A 15,665-nucleotide genomic window follows, 5' to 3' on the forward strand; every position below is an offset into this window, starting at 1 on the left:
GATGTATCAGAAAGTAAAATATCATAGTGCAATCAAGCATAAAAGCTATTATCTGCTTGATTAACAAGTAGTTACAAAGATATAGCTGTTGCCAAATAGTTTAGGACATAAGCTGATCATAAAACCCTGATACCAAGAGACTTTCAAGCCTATTTCCTGTTATACACGCTGACTATGGATTTTATATCCTGATTGAGAATTAATATCATGTCCGGCTTATTAGTTATGAATCCCGCATCTGTGCAAAAACCTGAAAACTCTTTCTCGTCTGTTACTGAGTTTCGACTGCGCTCAACTGCCGCGCAGTCGAAGTATGCTCCCTTGCAGTCTTAATGATAAGTCTTTACCCGAACACGAGATAAAACAGTCATTAGACAAATTGGTGGCAGTGGTAAATCTACTTCTTTTGGTAGGTGGAGCTTCTTCATAATTTTGGTAAAAATGCGCCGTACTAGTTACACTAGTTGGATATGGCAATTGACTCATCTATCTCCTAGCCGAATTTAACATCATGGATTTTAGTCAAGTACTGGCTGAAAAAACTGATACAATCCTTTATCACTGGGTGATAGCAGTTCGCAAGGATAGGCGAATTGAAAGTGCGGATGATCTATCTTATACAGCAATTAGAAATCATATCCCTGATGTCTTGAAAGCGATGGTGACGGTGCTTTCTAAATCTGAGGATAGTGATATCAAGTCGATTGTAACTGCTAGTTTCCAGCATGGGGTGCTGCGATTTGAACAAGGTTTTGATCCAGCAGAAATTGCCCGTGAGTATCATCTATTACGAACAGTTATTTTTGAAACTATAGAAACAGATTTATTGAGGATAACACCCGCAGGGATAATTCGTTCTATGCGTTTGATTGACGCTGTGATTGATGAAGCGAGCGCGCGGTGTTTTAAAAGTTATGTCAATGAGCGTTTGCGAGAAATCCAGTATTTATACGCATCATTAACAAGCCATAATCAAGAACTTAAACGCTTAGTTAATGCCAATCAAGATTATATTTCACAACTAGCTCACGACTTCAAACATCCTCTAACTTCGATTATTGGATACTCGGATCTGTTTTTACGCCAACAACGCCAGAAAGATACTGATGTCAATATAGAACATATTGAGCGCGTATTACGTAATGGCAGACATTTACTGCGCCTGATTAATGATGTCTTAGAAATTTCCCGGTATGACGCAGGACAGATCAAACTCCAGCCAGAATCTACTGATGTGCGTGAATTAATCAAAAATGTGTGCGAAATGTTAGAGCCGATGGCTGCACAAAAAAATTTACAAGTTGTGGTAAACTGCGATCGCGCTCCAGATAAAGTAATTACAGATTCTTTACAATTACAGCAGATTGTAACTAATCTTTTGAGTAACGCCATTCGCTACACTAAATCAGGAACCATTAAGATATTGTGTCAAATTTTGGATGATGATAGACAAGCGATCGCTTTGATGTTGCCCAGTAATTCTGTTTTAGAAAATCTCTCTCCTGCAACCTCTGAAACAATGGTAACTGCTTGCGAGGCAATTTTGGATCACAAACCATACTTTGCGATCGCGATTTCTGACACAGGAATTGGCATTGCACCAGAAGATCAAGGCCGAATATTTGAACCTTACTTTCGTGCTAATTCTGCCAATCAGCCGCCTCTTCCCGACAGCACTGGCTTAGGATTAGCAATAGTTTACCGCTTAGTGAAACTGTTACAAGGACAAATCAACTTAATTTCTCAAGTGGGGATTGGTTCTACTTTTTTTGTGAAATTGCCTTTGCAAGTAGAAATACATAGTAAAGAACAAAGAACTGTCAACTAAAATAATTACTAATTCGTAATACTTCGGCTACGCTCAGTACAAGTTCGTAATTCGTAATTATAATTTTCAGGATCTTTTAGTTTTATAACAATCCTTGTTTTTGTAATTTAGCTAAAGCATCTTCAGCTGCTGCTTTTTCTGCGTTTCTTTTGTTACGTCCTTTACCTACGCCGTAGTCTTTTTCACCTACAAATACTTTAGCAATAAACTCTGGCGCGTGAGGCAAACCGCCTGCTTGGACTGTGATATATTTGGGAGGATTAGGAGTAATATTGCGTTGCACCCATTCTTGAAAACGATTTTTTGAGTCTACATTGGAGCGATGTACAACAACTTGCTCAGGTACAGAATCAAACAAAGGCTCTACAACAGCGCGAACCGCTTCTATATTTGAATTGTTGTCTAGATAGTAAGCACCAATCACAGCCTCAAAAGTACTACTAAGTAAATTGGGATTTTGGTAGCCTCCATCTCGAATAGCACCTTTACCTAGGCGCATTCTAAAATCTAAGCCTACTTCTTCAGCAAACTTTGCTAATTGCTTCTCATCTACCAGTGCTGAACGCCGACGAGTCAATTCATCTTCTCCCTTTTCTGAGTGATGACGGTAAAGATACTCACCACTGATAAAGTTTAGTATAGCGTCACCAAGAAACTCTAGACGTTCGTTGTGTTCACCTTCTGTAGGATTTTCATGAACATAAGAGCGATGTGTCAGTGCATGGCGTAAAAGTTTTTCATTATGGAAGATTAACAGTTTGTGCATTATTGTTTTCTTTTACATTATGAGTTTAATCTAATGGGAAGGACAGACAGAATGCCCAACCCATCAGACAATAACCTAATAAAAATCAGGTTTATCTAAAAAACATTTACCTTTTATCCAACCAGGTGGATAGAGACTATTTCCACGAGAACGATTGCAGTATAAACAAGCTGGACGAAGATTTTCAAAAGAATTAGAGCCTCCAAGACTTTTAGGAAGAAGATGTTCAATTGTTAGCTGGTTTAATGGCACATATTCACCACACCACCAACAGTAAGACTCATACAAACTGATCAATTGCTGCTTTTTATTACGTCTTTGTTGAGTATTCATTTTGTCGATGTTCCATTAAATTTGTTATTTACAACAGCATCGAAACATCAAACATCAAAATAGTGTTCCACAATGGAATCTCCAGAGATAATAATTATTCTCTGGAAATTTATATGCAAAACTACACTCAGCCTACTCATTATGAGTTTTACTAAATTTATATAGATTAGAAGTCGCAAATGCAATAATTTCCGATTCTTACTAGGCGTGCAATCAACTAGCTGAATGACTAACGATTCCAGATTTCAGGTAACTTAGTCACCCAACTAATTGACTATACGCCCAGCAAGAATTGGGAATTGCTACAGATGCGACCACCAACCTCCGCTTTTAATTTTGAGATGATGATTTGTCTGCTACTATGACAATAATTATAAATCATATAATTTGATTAATGTCAATATTGGATGTGCATAAATATTCCTTAAAAATGAGCGATCGCCTTTTATATCTAAAAGGATAACATCCTCCTACATTGTATGCGTTAGCACCAGTGAGGAGGATATCAATTAAGTCAGCATCGTTTACAAAACTTACTAAATTACTGTTTCGTTAATACTAACTCTGGTTTTGATATTTGCTCTTCTTCTTCTGGCAAGCCATAGATTGATCTGTACAACTTCACGTATTGCTTGGCAGATCGATACCAGCTAAAGTCTTGACTCATGCCGCGTTTTTGTAACTCCTGCCATTGGGGTTTGAAACGGAAGCCTTCCCAAGCCCGGATCATACAGGTAAACAAATCTAGGGCTTCATAACGATCAAAGCAATAACCAGTACCAGTTGCATTCACTGGATCGTGGTGTGTTACTGTATCAACTAATCCACCTGTACGGCGGACAATAGGTACACAACCATAACGCAAAGACATCATTTGGCTGATACCGCAAGGTTCAAAACGACTAGGCATCAAAAAGGCATCAGCACCAGCATAAATTCTCCGAGATAAGGCATCGTTATATAACAAGTAAGTTGCCATACGTCCGGGATAGCGGGATGCTAACTGCCACATTTGGGTTTCATAGTAGCGATCGCCTGTCCCTAATAATACAAATTGTGCATCTGTATACGCCATGAAGCGATCCAGAATTTGTAAGATTAAATCAATGCCTTTTTGCTCTACTAAACGTGTCACTATTCCAATTAAAAATGCATTGGAATTGACTTCTAACCCGACTTCTTCTTGCAGAGCAATTTTGTTAGCTTTACGTTTATCTAGGGTATCGGCTGTGAAGTTTTGGGCAATATATTTGTCATCTGCGGGATTATAAATATCCAGATCAATACCATTAATAATCCCGGATAATTTACCACTGATGAAAGACAGCAAACCTTCTAATGTTTCACCATAAGCAGGTGTTTTAATTTGCTCGGCATAAGTTGGAGAAACTGTATTTACCTTATTGGCAAATTGCACCGCCGCTGCCATTGTGTTGTGTCCTTGCATGTACCAAGGACACCAAGTAATTTTTTCCAAGAACCAACGCCACGGCCCTTGATAAGCCAGATTATGAATCGTGAAAACAGTGGTAATATCAGGGTCTTGGTGCATCCATACAGGAATCATGCCTGTATGCCAATCGTGACAATGGATAATCTCTGGCTTCCAATAATTCCAGCAAAATTCCGCTGCACCATTGGCAAACAAAGTGAACCGCCAATCTTCATCATCACCAGAATAAATGTGGCGGGGTGAAAAGGCCAGATGTCCAAATAAGTACAAAGGAACATCAGTACCAGGCAGAACGCTTTCGTAAACGGCAAAATGCTGGAACATGGCATCTCCCCACCAAATAGGTTCTTGAGGAATTTCCATTTTGTCTGGTAAAAAGCCGTAATAAGGCAAGAAGATTCGGACATCATGCCCCATTTGTCTCAAGATTTTGGGCAATGCTCCGACGACATCACCCATTCCTCCTACTTTCGCAACGGGAGCTGCCTCTGCTGCAACGAATAGAATCCGCATGGTAATTTTTGTTTCCCTGGTTTCGTCTATATTTTCAATCTAAACTTACGATCTACTAGGCACAAATTTTGTGCAAGGGTAATCACTTCTTATCTAATCACAATGCTTGCTCAATAGTTTATGAGCCGCGTTGAATCTCAGTGAATATTTCCTCCAAAATTTCTTGTGCGCCTTGTTGTCGCAACATCTGTGCTAACTCTGCACCTACGGCTTCAGGGTTGCTGGCTTTACCAGTAATAGTATCTTTGACTAGCTTTTGACCATCCACGCTAGCGACTATACCTGTTAGTGTTAAATTATCACCATTAATTTCTGTGTTAACACCAATGGGTACTTGACAGCCACCTTCAAGGATGCGTAAGAAGGCTCGTTCAGCTAGACAGCGATCGCGGGTTTCGGGATGTTCAATGGCTTTGAGTAAAGATATGAGTTCGCTATCATCGGCGCGACATTCTATCCCCAATGCACCTTGCCCGACAGCATGTAGGGATACTTCTTTGGGTAAAATTTGATGAATGCGATCGCCCATGCCCAATCGTTGTAGCCCAGCTGTTGCCAAAATCAGAGCATCATATTCCCCTGCATCTAGTTTTGCCATGCGTGTATTCAAGTTTCCCCGCACATCTTTAAATGTAAAATGAGGAAATTGATGGCGTAACTGTGCCAATCGCCGCAGAGAAGATGTGCCAATCACTGCACCTGCTGGCAATGTATCAATTTGTTTATCTTTATGCTTTTCGTGTACCACTAATGCATCTGCTGGGTTTTCTCGTTCTGTGATTGCTGCTAGTGTTAACCCTTCTGGTAAATTAGTTGGCAAATCCTTAAGAGAATGCACAGCAAAATCAATTTCCTGATTTAGCATTCCTAGTTCTAATTCTTTGGTAAATAGCCCTTTATCACCAATTTTGGCTAATGCTACATCCAAGATTTTGTCGCCTTGGGTAGACATGGTGTGGACTTCAAAAGAAATCTCAGGAAAGCTTTTCTGGAGTTGCTCTTGTACCCAGTATGACTGAACTAGAGCAAGTTGGCTTTTACGAGAGCCAATACGAATAGTGCGTGTGGGACTAGAAACAACTGAAGTCATAAAACAATATGTTAAACCAGGCGATAATGTCACTCTCGATCTAGACTACCGCAGTGGGTGACTTACCGTGTTGTTATTGCTGTATTCAAGTAAAATTTTATTTTGGTTAGTCTTTACATTTTTTTACATTCCTCCATTCAACGAAACCCTCGTTCTAAATTCACTGCCTAGAACGAGAGTTAAAATACTGAACAGTAAACAGTTATATAGAAGAGGCACAAAAGAATGGCTTGCTCCCTGCAAAAGCCCCCTTCCCTCTGCTTCTTCGGTGAGTTAAGCTGTTAAACTTTTGATTTGCACATTGAGGCAGCAGGGAAAGCAGGGTGCAGGTGAGAAGGATTAATAGGTTTTTCCCCAAAATCAAAAATATGTAAGTTAAATGTGGAACAGTTTAGAGAGGTTGATACGATTTAATCAACTAATTTTCTTTGCCTCATTTTTTGCAATTTCAGCATCGTAATACATATCATCAACCACAAAAAGCCGACTCCATAACCTGCAATTATATCTGTAGGCCAATGGACTCCTAAATACAAACGGCTGATACCAATAGCAGCAATTAAAATAACTATCAAACTGTAAATAACTTTGGCAAACTGAGGATAATGAGTTGCCAACTCATAGGCAATAAAACCATAAAGTACCATAGAACCTAATGCATGACCACTAGGAAAACTAAAAGATTTTTCAGTAATCAAACGATGCCATAATTCAGGTCGAGGTTTAGAAAAAAACAATTTTAACCCTGTATTTAAAATAATTCCTCCCAAGCAAACAAGTACAAAAACTTTCGCTTCTTTTCGGTAACGTCGCCCCCAAAGTAACAAGAATGTAACACCTGCAACTATAGTTACTGTAGTAGGATTACCAAGATTTGTAATAAACAACATCAAATTATCTAAACTTGGATTGGCAAACTGATGTAGCCATAATAAAAAAGTAGTATCAAATGCAAAAGCTTCTCGTTCTAAAACCTCTTCAGCTATTTGTGCTAAAACAAAAAGTATCAGCAGACAACTAGCAAGTCCAACAATACCAATTGTGGTAATTAAAGGAGCCAAACGAGGATGTATATGATGTAACCAGAAATGAGAAATTTGTCGGAGCATACTTTAATATCATTCATTGTGAGAAGTACTAGCTACGGTTAATCTCCTCTATTTTTTTAAAAGTTGTAATTTATATTATGGAATAAGTTCTCTATTTGCTTAAATTTGTACCCACCAAACCCAAATATGAGTGTCAAGTATAATCATTGCAGAATTTCCCAGTCCTCTAAAGCGACGGGTTCTGTGGGGTCGTCATAACGGTATGGCTGTATATTATGCAAAGGATAAGGATTTATCTGTTTATATATATTTATGTACAATATATTAGCGCACGTATAATTTTTGCGATCAGCGGCTTAAACTTGCATTCTTTACAGAATAGGCAAACCTGCCACAAGAAGGAAGTCGATATTTGACACAGATGTTAAGAATAGTTTGATATTCTTAGTGATTACAGCTTAATTTTTATCCTTATGAATCGTTCGGCCTGCCTTATTTTTAATCCGGTTGCGGGTCAAGGTGATCCAGAACAAGACCTATTACAAATTCGGGCAATCTTAGAACCAGCAATTGACCTAGATATTTATTTCACCAGTCAAGAAGTTGGTGCTGATGAACTAGCGCGTGCAGCATTGGATCGAGGAGTAGATGCCATTATCGCGTCGGGAGGCGATGGTACACTGTCAGTAGCAGCAACTGCTGTAGTGGGTACTAATATTCCCTTTGGTGTGATTTCTAGAGGCACAGCCAACGCTTTTGCCGCAGCTTTAGCCATCCCTGACACTATTGAAGCTGCTTGTAATGTCATCTTGCAAGGTGCAACTCGAACTATAGATGTAGCTTATTGTAATGGTAAGCCAATGGTACTACTGGCAGGTATCGGTTTTGAGGCAGAAACAGTAGAACTGGCAGACCGAGAAGCAAAAAGGCGCTTTGGGATTATGGCTTATGTCTTAGCAGGAGTCCAACAACTGCGAAATTTACAGAGTTTTGATGTTGAAATTGAAACCGAAGATAAAATCATTAAAACTAGTGCCTCAGCAGTAACTGTGGCGAATGCTGCACCTCCTACATCAGTATTAGCTCAAGGCCCCGCAGGTATTCTTTATAATGATGGACTCCTTGATTTAACTATAGTTGCTCCAGCTAATAAAGCAGGAGCGATCGCAGCAACATTTCATTTATTTCAAACGGCTTCTACAGGCAATGCCGCCGAACGAGATGATATTGGCTATTTACGGGCGAAACAATTCAAAATTAAAGCAGATCCGCCACAAAAGGTAGTATTGGATGGAGAAATGGTCGGCACAACGCCAGTTGAAATTAAGTGCATACCAGAAGGTTTGACTATTTTTGTACCATCAGTAGCAGAAGTTGAACCTGTAGAAAAACTAGAGGGATTACCAAATTTGATTATTGAAATGAAAGAATTAGCAGAGGAAGCAGAAAATCAGATTCAGGAGTAATTCGCATTGAAACTTGTTTCCGATCCAGCGATCGCCAAAAAAATTAGTAAAATGCAGCAGCGGGTACGGTGGCAAGATCCGCTAATTGTAGAACGTGGTATTGATCAAACTCAATTGGTAATAGAGGATGATCAAAAAGAAAATGATGATTTCTCGTTTTTAGTTGTCGGTGATAGTGGTACTGGAAAACACATAGGATATGATCCCCAGCAGCAGGTGGCGCAACTAATGTCACCCCATCATCAAGAATGCCAATTCATGCTGCACACAGGCGATGTAATTTATCTAGTCGGTTCGAGCGAGTACTACCAAGATAATTTTATCCAGCCTTATCGGGAGTTCCTTTTAGGTGGAGAACATCCCAAAGAAATTGCTTACGACCAAATGATTTTTAAGTTGCCCATTCTACCAGTACCGGGCAATCATGATTACTATAACCTACCGATTGTATTAGGCTTACTTTCAGTAACTACAGTACCCCTGCGTCGTTTATTGCGATCGCGGCTAGATATAGATATTGGCTGGCGTGGTTCCAGAACCGGTGAGGCTTACGCGCGAGCGTTTCTAGATTATCTCAAAGCATTTCAGTTTCCAGGCGACTTAGCCCGGCATTTAGATCAACACTACACCGCTAAGACAGATACAGGTCGTTGTCTAAACTATCAACCAGGGAACTTCACTCGCCTTCCTAATCGCTACTATACTTTTCGCTACCGTGGTATTGACTTTTTTGCGCTGGATTCTAATACATTTAATGATCCGCCGCCGCTGCCTCACACACGAAAAGGTGAAGCTGATCGTCAAATCTTGCAAAAACGCCGTCAGGAGTTTGAACAAGAGAAATCACAAATCATTGAAACCTCAGCAAAGCTGAATCCTGACAATCCCAGCGAAGCTGAACAACTGGATGATTTACAGTCCAAACTGTCGCAAATTGAGGAACTTATTGTTGATATTGATAAACAACTAGCAACTAACAAAACAATTCTGACTGATATCGAACAATTAGAATGGCTCAAGCAAAGACTAATTACATCTTGGAATACCGCAGAAGTTAGAGGTAGGGTAATTTATTTTCATCATCCTCCTTATGTGACGGAGGCCACAAAGTGGCAACAAGCCCAAACTTTAGCAATTCGTAGCCGTCTACGGGAAGTACTAGATGCGGTCGCTGAAACAGTAGGTGATTTAAATCAGGGTCGTCCCTTAGTTGATTTGGTATTAAATGGTCATGCCCACTGTTTAGAACATCTGCAAACTTTAGATACTGGACATGCTGATTCTCATATCCACTGGATTGTTTGTGGTGGTAGTGGGTATAGTTTGCGCCGTCAGAGAACTGAAGGAGCAGATTTAATAGAAACCGTAGGAGATCAAAATAAATTAGTCGCGCGATCGCATCTTTTTATTGGTCGCAACGGTCACGGTTCCAAGAAGCGACGACCATACTCAGGTATTCGCATTGATATTCGAGGCGATCGCCATCCTAAATTTATTGTCCGTCCTTTGGTGGCCGAATGGTATCAGCGACAATGGCATAACCATGAATTTGAACCATTTATTATTTGATATCATGTCCGCGTAATTAGTTATAATTCCCGCATCTGTGCAAAAACCAGGAAACCCTCTTTCCCCCTGGTTACTGAGTTTCGACTACGCTCAACTGCCGCGTAGCCGAAGTGCTGCCCCCAGCGGTTTTAATACAGCAAATTTCATTTAAAAGAGGTACATTTCCCTAGTCTCTAATCCCTAGTCCCTAGCCCCTCTCTTCTTAAAAGACGTACTACACCCAACCGAGAAACGCTGTAAGTCTTTGACCGGACACGATATGATGCCTATAAATTAAATGAACAGACGCGATTAATCACGTCTGTTCAAAATGGGATTTTACCTTCAGGATTTATGTCTTATTAGGTGTGTATAAATCAGGTTTCTTTGATTATTTCTTAAACCTTTAATCCTGTATTTGCACCGACAAAAGTGACAGATATTAACTAAATTACTCCTGGACCTTTGCCGCGTTTGTCACTGCGTTCTGTTAACTCGCCTTCTTTGTCTTCATTTACTTCTTGAAGTTCTTCAACGCGTTCTGCGGTATCTTCTACTGCTTCTTCAGTTGCGTCCCCTGGTGTATCGTAGTACATTTCTGGTTCAACTGCATAGTTATTCAATAAACCTTCTTTGTCTACTGTATAACCATCTGTGGTATGTATACTTTCACTATCAGTTTGGTCGTCGGTAGGAGAGTTTGCTTCTCTTTCTTCTGTAGGAATTGTTTTATACTTGTCTCCTTCTCTTTGTTTACGGGCGGCAGTTTCAGCCGGCACAATTCCTCTATCATAAGAATCGACCCCAGCGCGATCAGAAGTATCTGGAGCTTTTTTAGGTTCGTTAGCCATAAATTATGTCCTCGTTAAAGAATTTGTTGAATAACTTTTGAAGACCAGATTAGTCTGTTACGCATGATCAATCTACTATCTTAAGAAGTGATCTCAAATGAGAACTAAGGGTTTTTCTATGTCTTTAGTTGTAAGTTTTGACGAGCTTTGCATTTCGCTACACTTCATACGGAGATTATTGCTTCAATAAAAATGGCTAGCTTTTTTTATGGATACAATATACCTGATTACTCAATTTAAAATTCAGCATTCCTAACATTGTGCTGTTCAATGTTAATTTAAAGTGGTATTTAGCCCCATAGAATTAATTTGGGAACACTTTAGCTATTTTAGTATTAGATAAATTTCTTATGATTAAAGACTCACCAGTAAATACGCCTGAAAAGCCTGCATCTACGATTGGCGTGCGTCTGAGAAATTTCTTAGTTGCAATAGTAGCGATCGCTCTTAGTGTTGCTTTAGTCTTAGGCTTGCGAACTGAGACAACTTCAGCTTCTTTAGCTCAATTAGAAGAGACATCCATACCCCTAGAAGTAGCTATCAGTAACGGTAAGCCATCAATAGTAGAATTTTATGCAGATTGGTGTACTGTCTGCCAAAAAATGGCTCCAGATATGGCCGAACTAGAACAGCAGTATGCTGATCAAGTGAATTTTGTCATGCTGAATGTAGATAATACTAAATGGCTACCAGAGATGCTGAAATATCGGGTAGATGGCATTCCCAATTTTGTGTTTTTGGCTAAAAATGGAGAAACTATCGCCCAAGCGATCGGCGATCAGCCCCGCCTAGTCATGGCAAGTAATTTAGATGCTTTGGTTACTGGTTCATCTTTACCTTATGCCCAAACTAGCGGGCAAGTTTCCAAATTCTCAGCCCCCGCTGCACCAGCCAGTAATCAAGATGATCCACGCAGTCATGGTAGTCAAGTAGTTAACTGAGGCAGGGAGCAGAGGGGCAGGGTGCAGAGGGGCAGGGAGCAGGGGAGCAGGGGAGCAGGGGGCGGGGGAGAATAATAATCCTATGCCCATGCCCTATGCCCCATGCCCTATCCCCCATTTAGGGAGCTAAAGCGTTACCGCGAATCAGACTACCAAGAGTCTTAGCAGTAATTTTCAGTTGAGTGATGGGGTTGGCGGGAACAACTGTCTTATACAGATAGCTATCAAATGTGAGCTTCTGCACATCCATATCACCGCACATTTCCACAAAGGCCTCGCGGGTAGCATCGGAACGATAGAACACACTTTGCAAGATATCCAATACCTTGTAAGTGAGTCCGTATTTTTTATCCCAGCGCTTGATGTAAACTTTGAGGTCGTCTTCTGTGGGAATACGGCTACCACTATTGGACATTTCCACAATAGTTTCGGCACACATCCGCCCAGACTTAGCGGCAAAATAAATGCCTTCACCAGAAGACTTAGTAACATAGCCAGCAGCATCTCCGACTAAAGCGATGCGACCGACAACGCGACGAGGACGGGGATGTTCAGGAATTGGATGGGCTTCGACTTTGATAATTTTACCGCCTGCTAGCTTTTCAAAAGCACGGGCGCGGATACCAGCTTGCAACTGTTTGATACTGGCTTTATTAATATGCATTGTGCCAGTACCCACGGCTACGTGGTCATATTTGGGGAAAACCCAGGCGTAGAAGTCGGTAGAAACATCATTGCCGACATACATTTCGGCAAGGTTGTTGTAATACGCCATTTTATCTTCGGGTAGACGAATACGCTCTTGGAAAGCGATCGCATAATTGTAATCCCCAGCATCCATTTCTTTGGCAATCCGAGAATTAGCCCCATCCGCTCCAATAATTAAATCCACTTTCAGGGTTTTAGTAATACCCTGTCCGCCGCCTGCTGTATGGTCAACGTAATGGATCGTATAAGGATCGGTATTGTTTATGGGTATATCGAGTTTATGAACAGTTGCATTAATTAAAGTTGCGCCGAGTTTGGCCGCGCGATCGCGCATGAAACCATCTAGCACCTCACGGCGGCACATTCCTATATATTCTTCTTGATTTACCAGATTGATATCAACCTCACGATTAGAGGGCGAAATCATTTTCATCTTTCGCACTTGGCGATCAATAATCTCTGGTGGTAGGTCAAATTCGCCCACCATACACAGGGGAATAGCTCCCCCACAGGGCTTAGCATTGTCTAGCTTACGCTCAAACAAATAAGTTTCAATTCCTGCTTTGGCCAGTGTTTCAGCGGCAGATGAACCAGCAGGGCCTGACCCAACAACAGCAACCCGTAGTGTCAAAGGTCTTCTCCCAATCTTGACATTTACCGAAAGCATCGTATCACGGTCTTTTGGCTGATTTCTCGCTTACCCTCCAGGTTTTCACGTAATTGCAATATTCCTTAATTTTTCGACATGAAGCAGAGTACAAGGAATAGCTTTTCACAAGCAGTCTTGGAAACCAGCACCATACCTGTAATTTTGCTAGAAAATAATGAATTTAATACCAATTTTGAAGCTGCATAGAATTTGATCCCCCCTAGTAGTCTGTCAACCCAAAAATGACAGGTGGAGGCAGGCAGGGGAAGCAGGGGGAGAAAAGAACTGGACTTTTTCACATTAACTCCGCAAAGTTGATGTGACAGAGTACTAGCTCTGCTTAATAAAGGGAGAACTGGAGAAAATCTCTCAAAGTTCTCCTTTTTTACGGGGATTTAGATATATGCAACCTGACATTAAATTGGTATAAGTGAGTTTAAATTAACTAGCACAACTCGACAGAAATAAGCAGATCATTAAAATGAGTCAAGCTAAAAATGTAAATATTTATACAGCAAATTTTTATTTAAATAAAGTACATTTCCCTAGCCTCTAGTTCCTAATCTCTAGCCCCTTTCTTCTTAAAAGGTGTACTAAACCCAACCGAAAAACTCTGTAAGTATGAATTGTTCATGACTTGCTTGCAAGTTGTAAAAACTTCTGTAAAATGTGACTAAGGTGATGAGACTCGCCTTCTAAAATATTTAGAAAACCGCCTCCTCGGCTGATAGTTTCTACCTCAAACCTGTAAGTAGCTGCGTGTGTAGACGCGGTAGATTTTTATTTACAGGAGGTATGAGCCAATAACTTTAGGAAGGGCGGAAAATATTTATTTAAATAATTAAAAACACCTTACTGGCGATTACTTTAAAAGTAATTTAGTATCAGCGATGAGGTCATTTATGAAACTCCAGGGTTCAAGTAAACGTGAGTTCGACGGTTGATGTAAGGTTCATCAAATTTTATAAATATCCATTTCTCAAGTAAAAAAAGAAAATACTATAAACAATTTTTGTCACACATTTGTAGTGTATTTTAGTTACGAATTACGAATTACGAATTAATATGAACTATCTTCGTCAGTTTGAACCATTTATTGCCTTACCACATCTCATAAAATGGTTGCCTATTTCGTTTATTGTTGGCATTTTGGCTGGAACTGCTTCTGCGGTTCTTTTGGTATCATTGGAATGGGCAACTGATTGGCGAGAATCGCATCAGTGGATCATTGCCTTATTACCACTTGGCGGTTTTTTCAGCGGTTGGATTTATCATCAGTTTGGTCAAACTGTAGAAGCGGGAAATAACCTTTTACTTGAAGAAATCCATAACCCTAAAGAAATTATTCCTTTCCGTATGGCTCCTCTTGTTCTATTAGGAACAGACCTCACTCATTTATTTGGTGGTTCAGCTGGTCGTGAGGGTACAGCATTACAAATGGGTGCTTCTTTGGCAGACCAGTTGACTAAAATATTTAACTTTCAAGGAGCAAGTCGGCGAATTTTGCTAACGACAGGTATCAGCGCCGGATTTGCTTCAGTTTTTGGTACTCCCTTAGCTGGAACTGTCTTTGGTTTGGAAGTTTTAGCAATTGGTAGAATCCATTACGATGCCCTTTTTCCCTCTTTAATTGCAGCGGTAGTTGGCAATCAAGTGACTTTGCTGTTGGGTTTACATCACACAGTATACCGACACGCTCCGTCTATACCAACGCTGACAACTTGGGGGCTGATTTCGGCAATTATTGCAGGTGCAATCTTTGGGATAGTAGCGAGATTTTTTGCTCAATTAACTCATAAAATCAGTCACTTCTTTAAAGCCAAGATATCTTATCCTCCAATACGTCCTTTAATAGGCGGTGCGTTGGTAGCTACAATTGTTGGGTTAAGTGGCACAACTAAATATATTGGCCTTGGTATTCCAACTATCGTTGATTCTTTCTATGTTCAGCTACCTCCTTGGGATTTTGCAGCAAAACTTGGTTTGACTGCTCTGACTTTAGGAGCAGGTTTTAAAGGAGGGGAAGTGACTCCTTTATTTTTTATTGGTGCAACCTTAGGCAATGCTTTATCTTTGATTTTGACATTACCTACACCACTATTAGCAGGTATGGGATTTGTTGGTGTGTTTGCAGGTGCAGCTAATACGCCCTTGGCATCAACTTTGATGGGAATTGAACTCTTTGGGCTGCAAGCAGGAATATTTATTGGTATTGCTTGTGTAGTAAGCTACTTATTTTCAGGACATTCCGGTATTTATGTCGCCCAGCGGATTAGTTTGAATAAGTATTCTTCTGTACATTTAGAAGATGAAGCGACTTTGGGTAATTATGGGCAAAAAAAAGTTGAACCAAAAATTGAATTATCTGACGATCTCAAAGAAAGAGGGAGCAATTATCATGAGTAAATTGAGCGTTAACCCATCAGCAAACGATCATTAGATCGTTAATCAATCCCCTACACTACAGTTG

The 15,665-nt window shown here is 40.3% G+C and carries 12 protein-coding genes and 1 riboswitch; of the genes, 5 read left to right on the top strand and 7 right to left on the bottom strand.

Annotated features, from left to right (window positions below):
• Positions 1–511 precede the first annotated feature (511 nt).
• Complete coding sequence (locus QI031_RS26465; protein WP_281482555.1) at positions 512–1,828, top strand: sensor histidine kinase; 1,317 nt, start codon at positions 512–514, stop codon at positions 1,826–1,828.
• An 82-nt stretch (positions 1,829–1,910) separates the two neighbouring features.
• Here the strand turns inward: QI031_RS26465 and rnc are convergent, their stop codons facing one another.
• The 5 genes from rnc to QI031_RS26490 all read right to left on the bottom strand — a co-directional run bounded on the left by rnc (position 1,911) and on the right by QI031_RS26490 (position 7,092).
• On the bottom strand, positions 1,911–2,594 hold the full coding sequence (gene rnc, locus QI031_RS26470) for a ribonuclease III (RefSeq protein WP_281482556.1): 684 nt from the start codon (positions 2,592–2,594) through the stop codon (positions 1,911–1,913).
• Between the two features lie 75 nt (positions 2,595–2,669).
• Positions 2,670–2,927 (bottom strand): HNH endonuclease, encoded by a 258-nt coding sequence (locus QI031_RS26475; protein ID WP_281482557.1) that lies wholly within the window; start codon positions 2,925–2,927, stop codon positions 2,670–2,672.
• A gap of 541 nt (positions 2,928–3,468) precedes the next feature.
• Positions 3,469–4,893: a glycogen synthase GlgA gene (glgA, locus tag QI031_RS26480; RefSeq protein WP_281482558.1), complete on the bottom strand. Its 1,425-nt coding sequence runs from the start codon at positions 4,891–4,893 to the stop codon at positions 3,469–3,471.
• A gap of 118 nt (positions 4,894–5,011) precedes the next feature.
• The gene (gene hemC / locus QI031_RS26485; RefSeq protein WP_281482559.1) at positions 5,012–5,983 is read right to left on the bottom strand and encodes a hydroxymethylbilane synthase; all 972 of its coding nucleotides are present in this window, start codon (positions 5,981–5,983) and stop codon (positions 5,012–5,014) included.
• Between the two features lie 410 nt (positions 5,984–6,393).
• Complete coding sequence (locus QI031_RS26490; protein ID WP_281482560.1) at positions 6,394–7,092, bottom strand: phosphatase PAP2 family protein; 699 nt, start codon at positions 7,090–7,092, stop codon at positions 6,394–6,396.
• Positions 7,093–7,505: 413 nt separating this feature from the next.
• On the opposite strand from QI031_RS26490, the gene QI031_RS26495 reads away from it, so the two are divergent.
• Both QI031_RS26495 and QI031_RS26500 read left to right on the top strand, forming a co-directional pair.
• Entirely contained in the window at positions 7,506–8,498 is a 993-nt protein-coding gene (locus tag QI031_RS26495) for a YegS/Rv2252/BmrU family lipid kinase (protein WP_281482561.1), read from the top strand.
• A gap of 6 nt (positions 8,499–8,504) precedes the next feature.
• A complete protein-coding gene (locus QI031_RS26500) occupies positions 8,505–10,067 on the top strand; it encodes a metallophosphoesterase family protein (protein WP_281482562.1) in 1,563 nt (520 codons plus the stop codon).
• A gap of 425 nt (positions 10,068–10,492) precedes the next feature.
• On the opposite strand, the gene QI031_RS26505 is transcribed toward QI031_RS26500, so the two are convergent.
• Positions 10,493–10,897: a hypothetical protein gene (locus tag QI031_RS26505; RefSeq protein ID WP_281482563.1), complete on the bottom strand. Its 405-nt coding sequence runs from the start codon at positions 10,895–10,897 to the stop codon at positions 10,493–10,495.
• 350 nt (positions 10,898–11,247) lie between these two features.
• Here QI031_RS26505 and QI031_RS26510 point away from each other — a divergent pair, with 350 nt between their 5' ends.
• Positions 11,248–11,838, top strand: coding sequence for a thioredoxin family protein (locus tag QI031_RS26510; RefSeq protein WP_281482564.1), 591 nt, complete (start codon positions 11,248–11,250; stop codon positions 11,836–11,838).
• A gap of 118 nt (positions 11,839–11,956) precedes the next feature.
• Here QI031_RS26510 and chlP read toward each other — a convergent pair whose 3' ends face one another.
• On the bottom strand, positions 11,957–13,213 hold the full coding sequence (gene chlP / locus QI031_RS26515) for a geranylgeranyl reductase (RefSeq protein ID WP_281482565.1): 1,257 nt from the start codon (positions 13,211–13,213) through the stop codon (positions 11,957–11,959).
• Positions 13,214–13,863: 650 nt separating this feature from the next.
• Positions 13,864–13,939, top strand: a riboswitch (Fluoride riboswitch).
• 321 nt (positions 13,940–14,260) lie between these two features.
• Between chlP and QI031_RS26520 the strand changes: the two genes are divergently transcribed.
• Positions 14,261–15,601 carry a voltage-gated chloride channel family protein gene (locus QI031_RS26520; RefSeq protein ID WP_281482566.1) on the top strand — a complete coding sequence of 447 codons (1,341 nt, stop codon included), beginning with the start codon at positions 14,261–14,263 and terminating at the stop codon, positions 15,599–15,601.
• The last annotated feature ends 64 nt before the right edge of the window (positions 15,602–15,665 follow it).

The sequence above is a fragment of the Halotia branconii CENA392 genome, from assembly GCF_029953635.1.
GTDB classification, from domain to species: domain Bacteria; phylum Cyanobacteriota; class Cyanobacteriia; order Cyanobacteriales; family Nostocaceae; genus Halotia; species Halotia branconii.

Coding starts and splice junctions, on each gene's coding strand:
- rnc (WP_281482556.1), bottom strand. CDS start 2,594: ATGCACAAACTGTTAATCTTCCATAATGAAAAACTTTTACGCCATGCA.
- QI031_RS26510 (WP_281482564.1), top strand. CDS start 11,248: ATGATTAAAGACTCACCAGTAAATACGCCTGAAAAGCCTGCATCTACG.
- QI031_RS26475 (WP_281482557.1), bottom strand. CDS start 2,927: ATGAATACTCAACAAAGACGTAATAAAAAGCAGCAATTGATCAGTTTG.
- chlP (WP_281482565.1), bottom strand. CDS start 13,213: ATGCTTTCGGTAAATGTCAAGATTGGGAGAAGACCTTTGACACTACGG.
- QI031_RS26465 (WP_281482555.1), top strand. CDS start 512: ATGGATTTTAGTCAAGTACTGGCTGAAAAAACTGATACAATCCTTTAT.
- QI031_RS26490 (WP_281482560.1), bottom strand. CDS start 7,092: ATGCTCCGACAAATTTCTCATTTCTGGTTACATCATATACATCCTCGT.
- QI031_RS26520 (WP_281482566.1), top strand. CDS start 14,261: ATGAACTATCTTCGTCAGTTTGAACCATTTATTGCCTTACCACATCTC.
- glgA (WP_281482558.1), bottom strand. CDS start 4,893: ATGCGGATTCTATTCGTTGCAGCAGAGGCAGCTCCCGTTGCGAAAGTA.
- QI031_RS26495 (WP_281482561.1), top strand. CDS start 7,506: ATGAATCGTTCGGCCTGCCTTATTTTTAATCCGGTTGCGGGTCAAGGT.
- QI031_RS26505 (WP_281482563.1), bottom strand. CDS start 10,897: ATGGCTAACGAACCTAAAAAAGCTCCAGATACTTCTGATCGCGCTGGG.
- hemC (WP_281482559.1), bottom strand. CDS start 5,983: ATGACTTCAGTTGTTTCTAGTCCCACACGCACTATTCGTATTGGCTCT.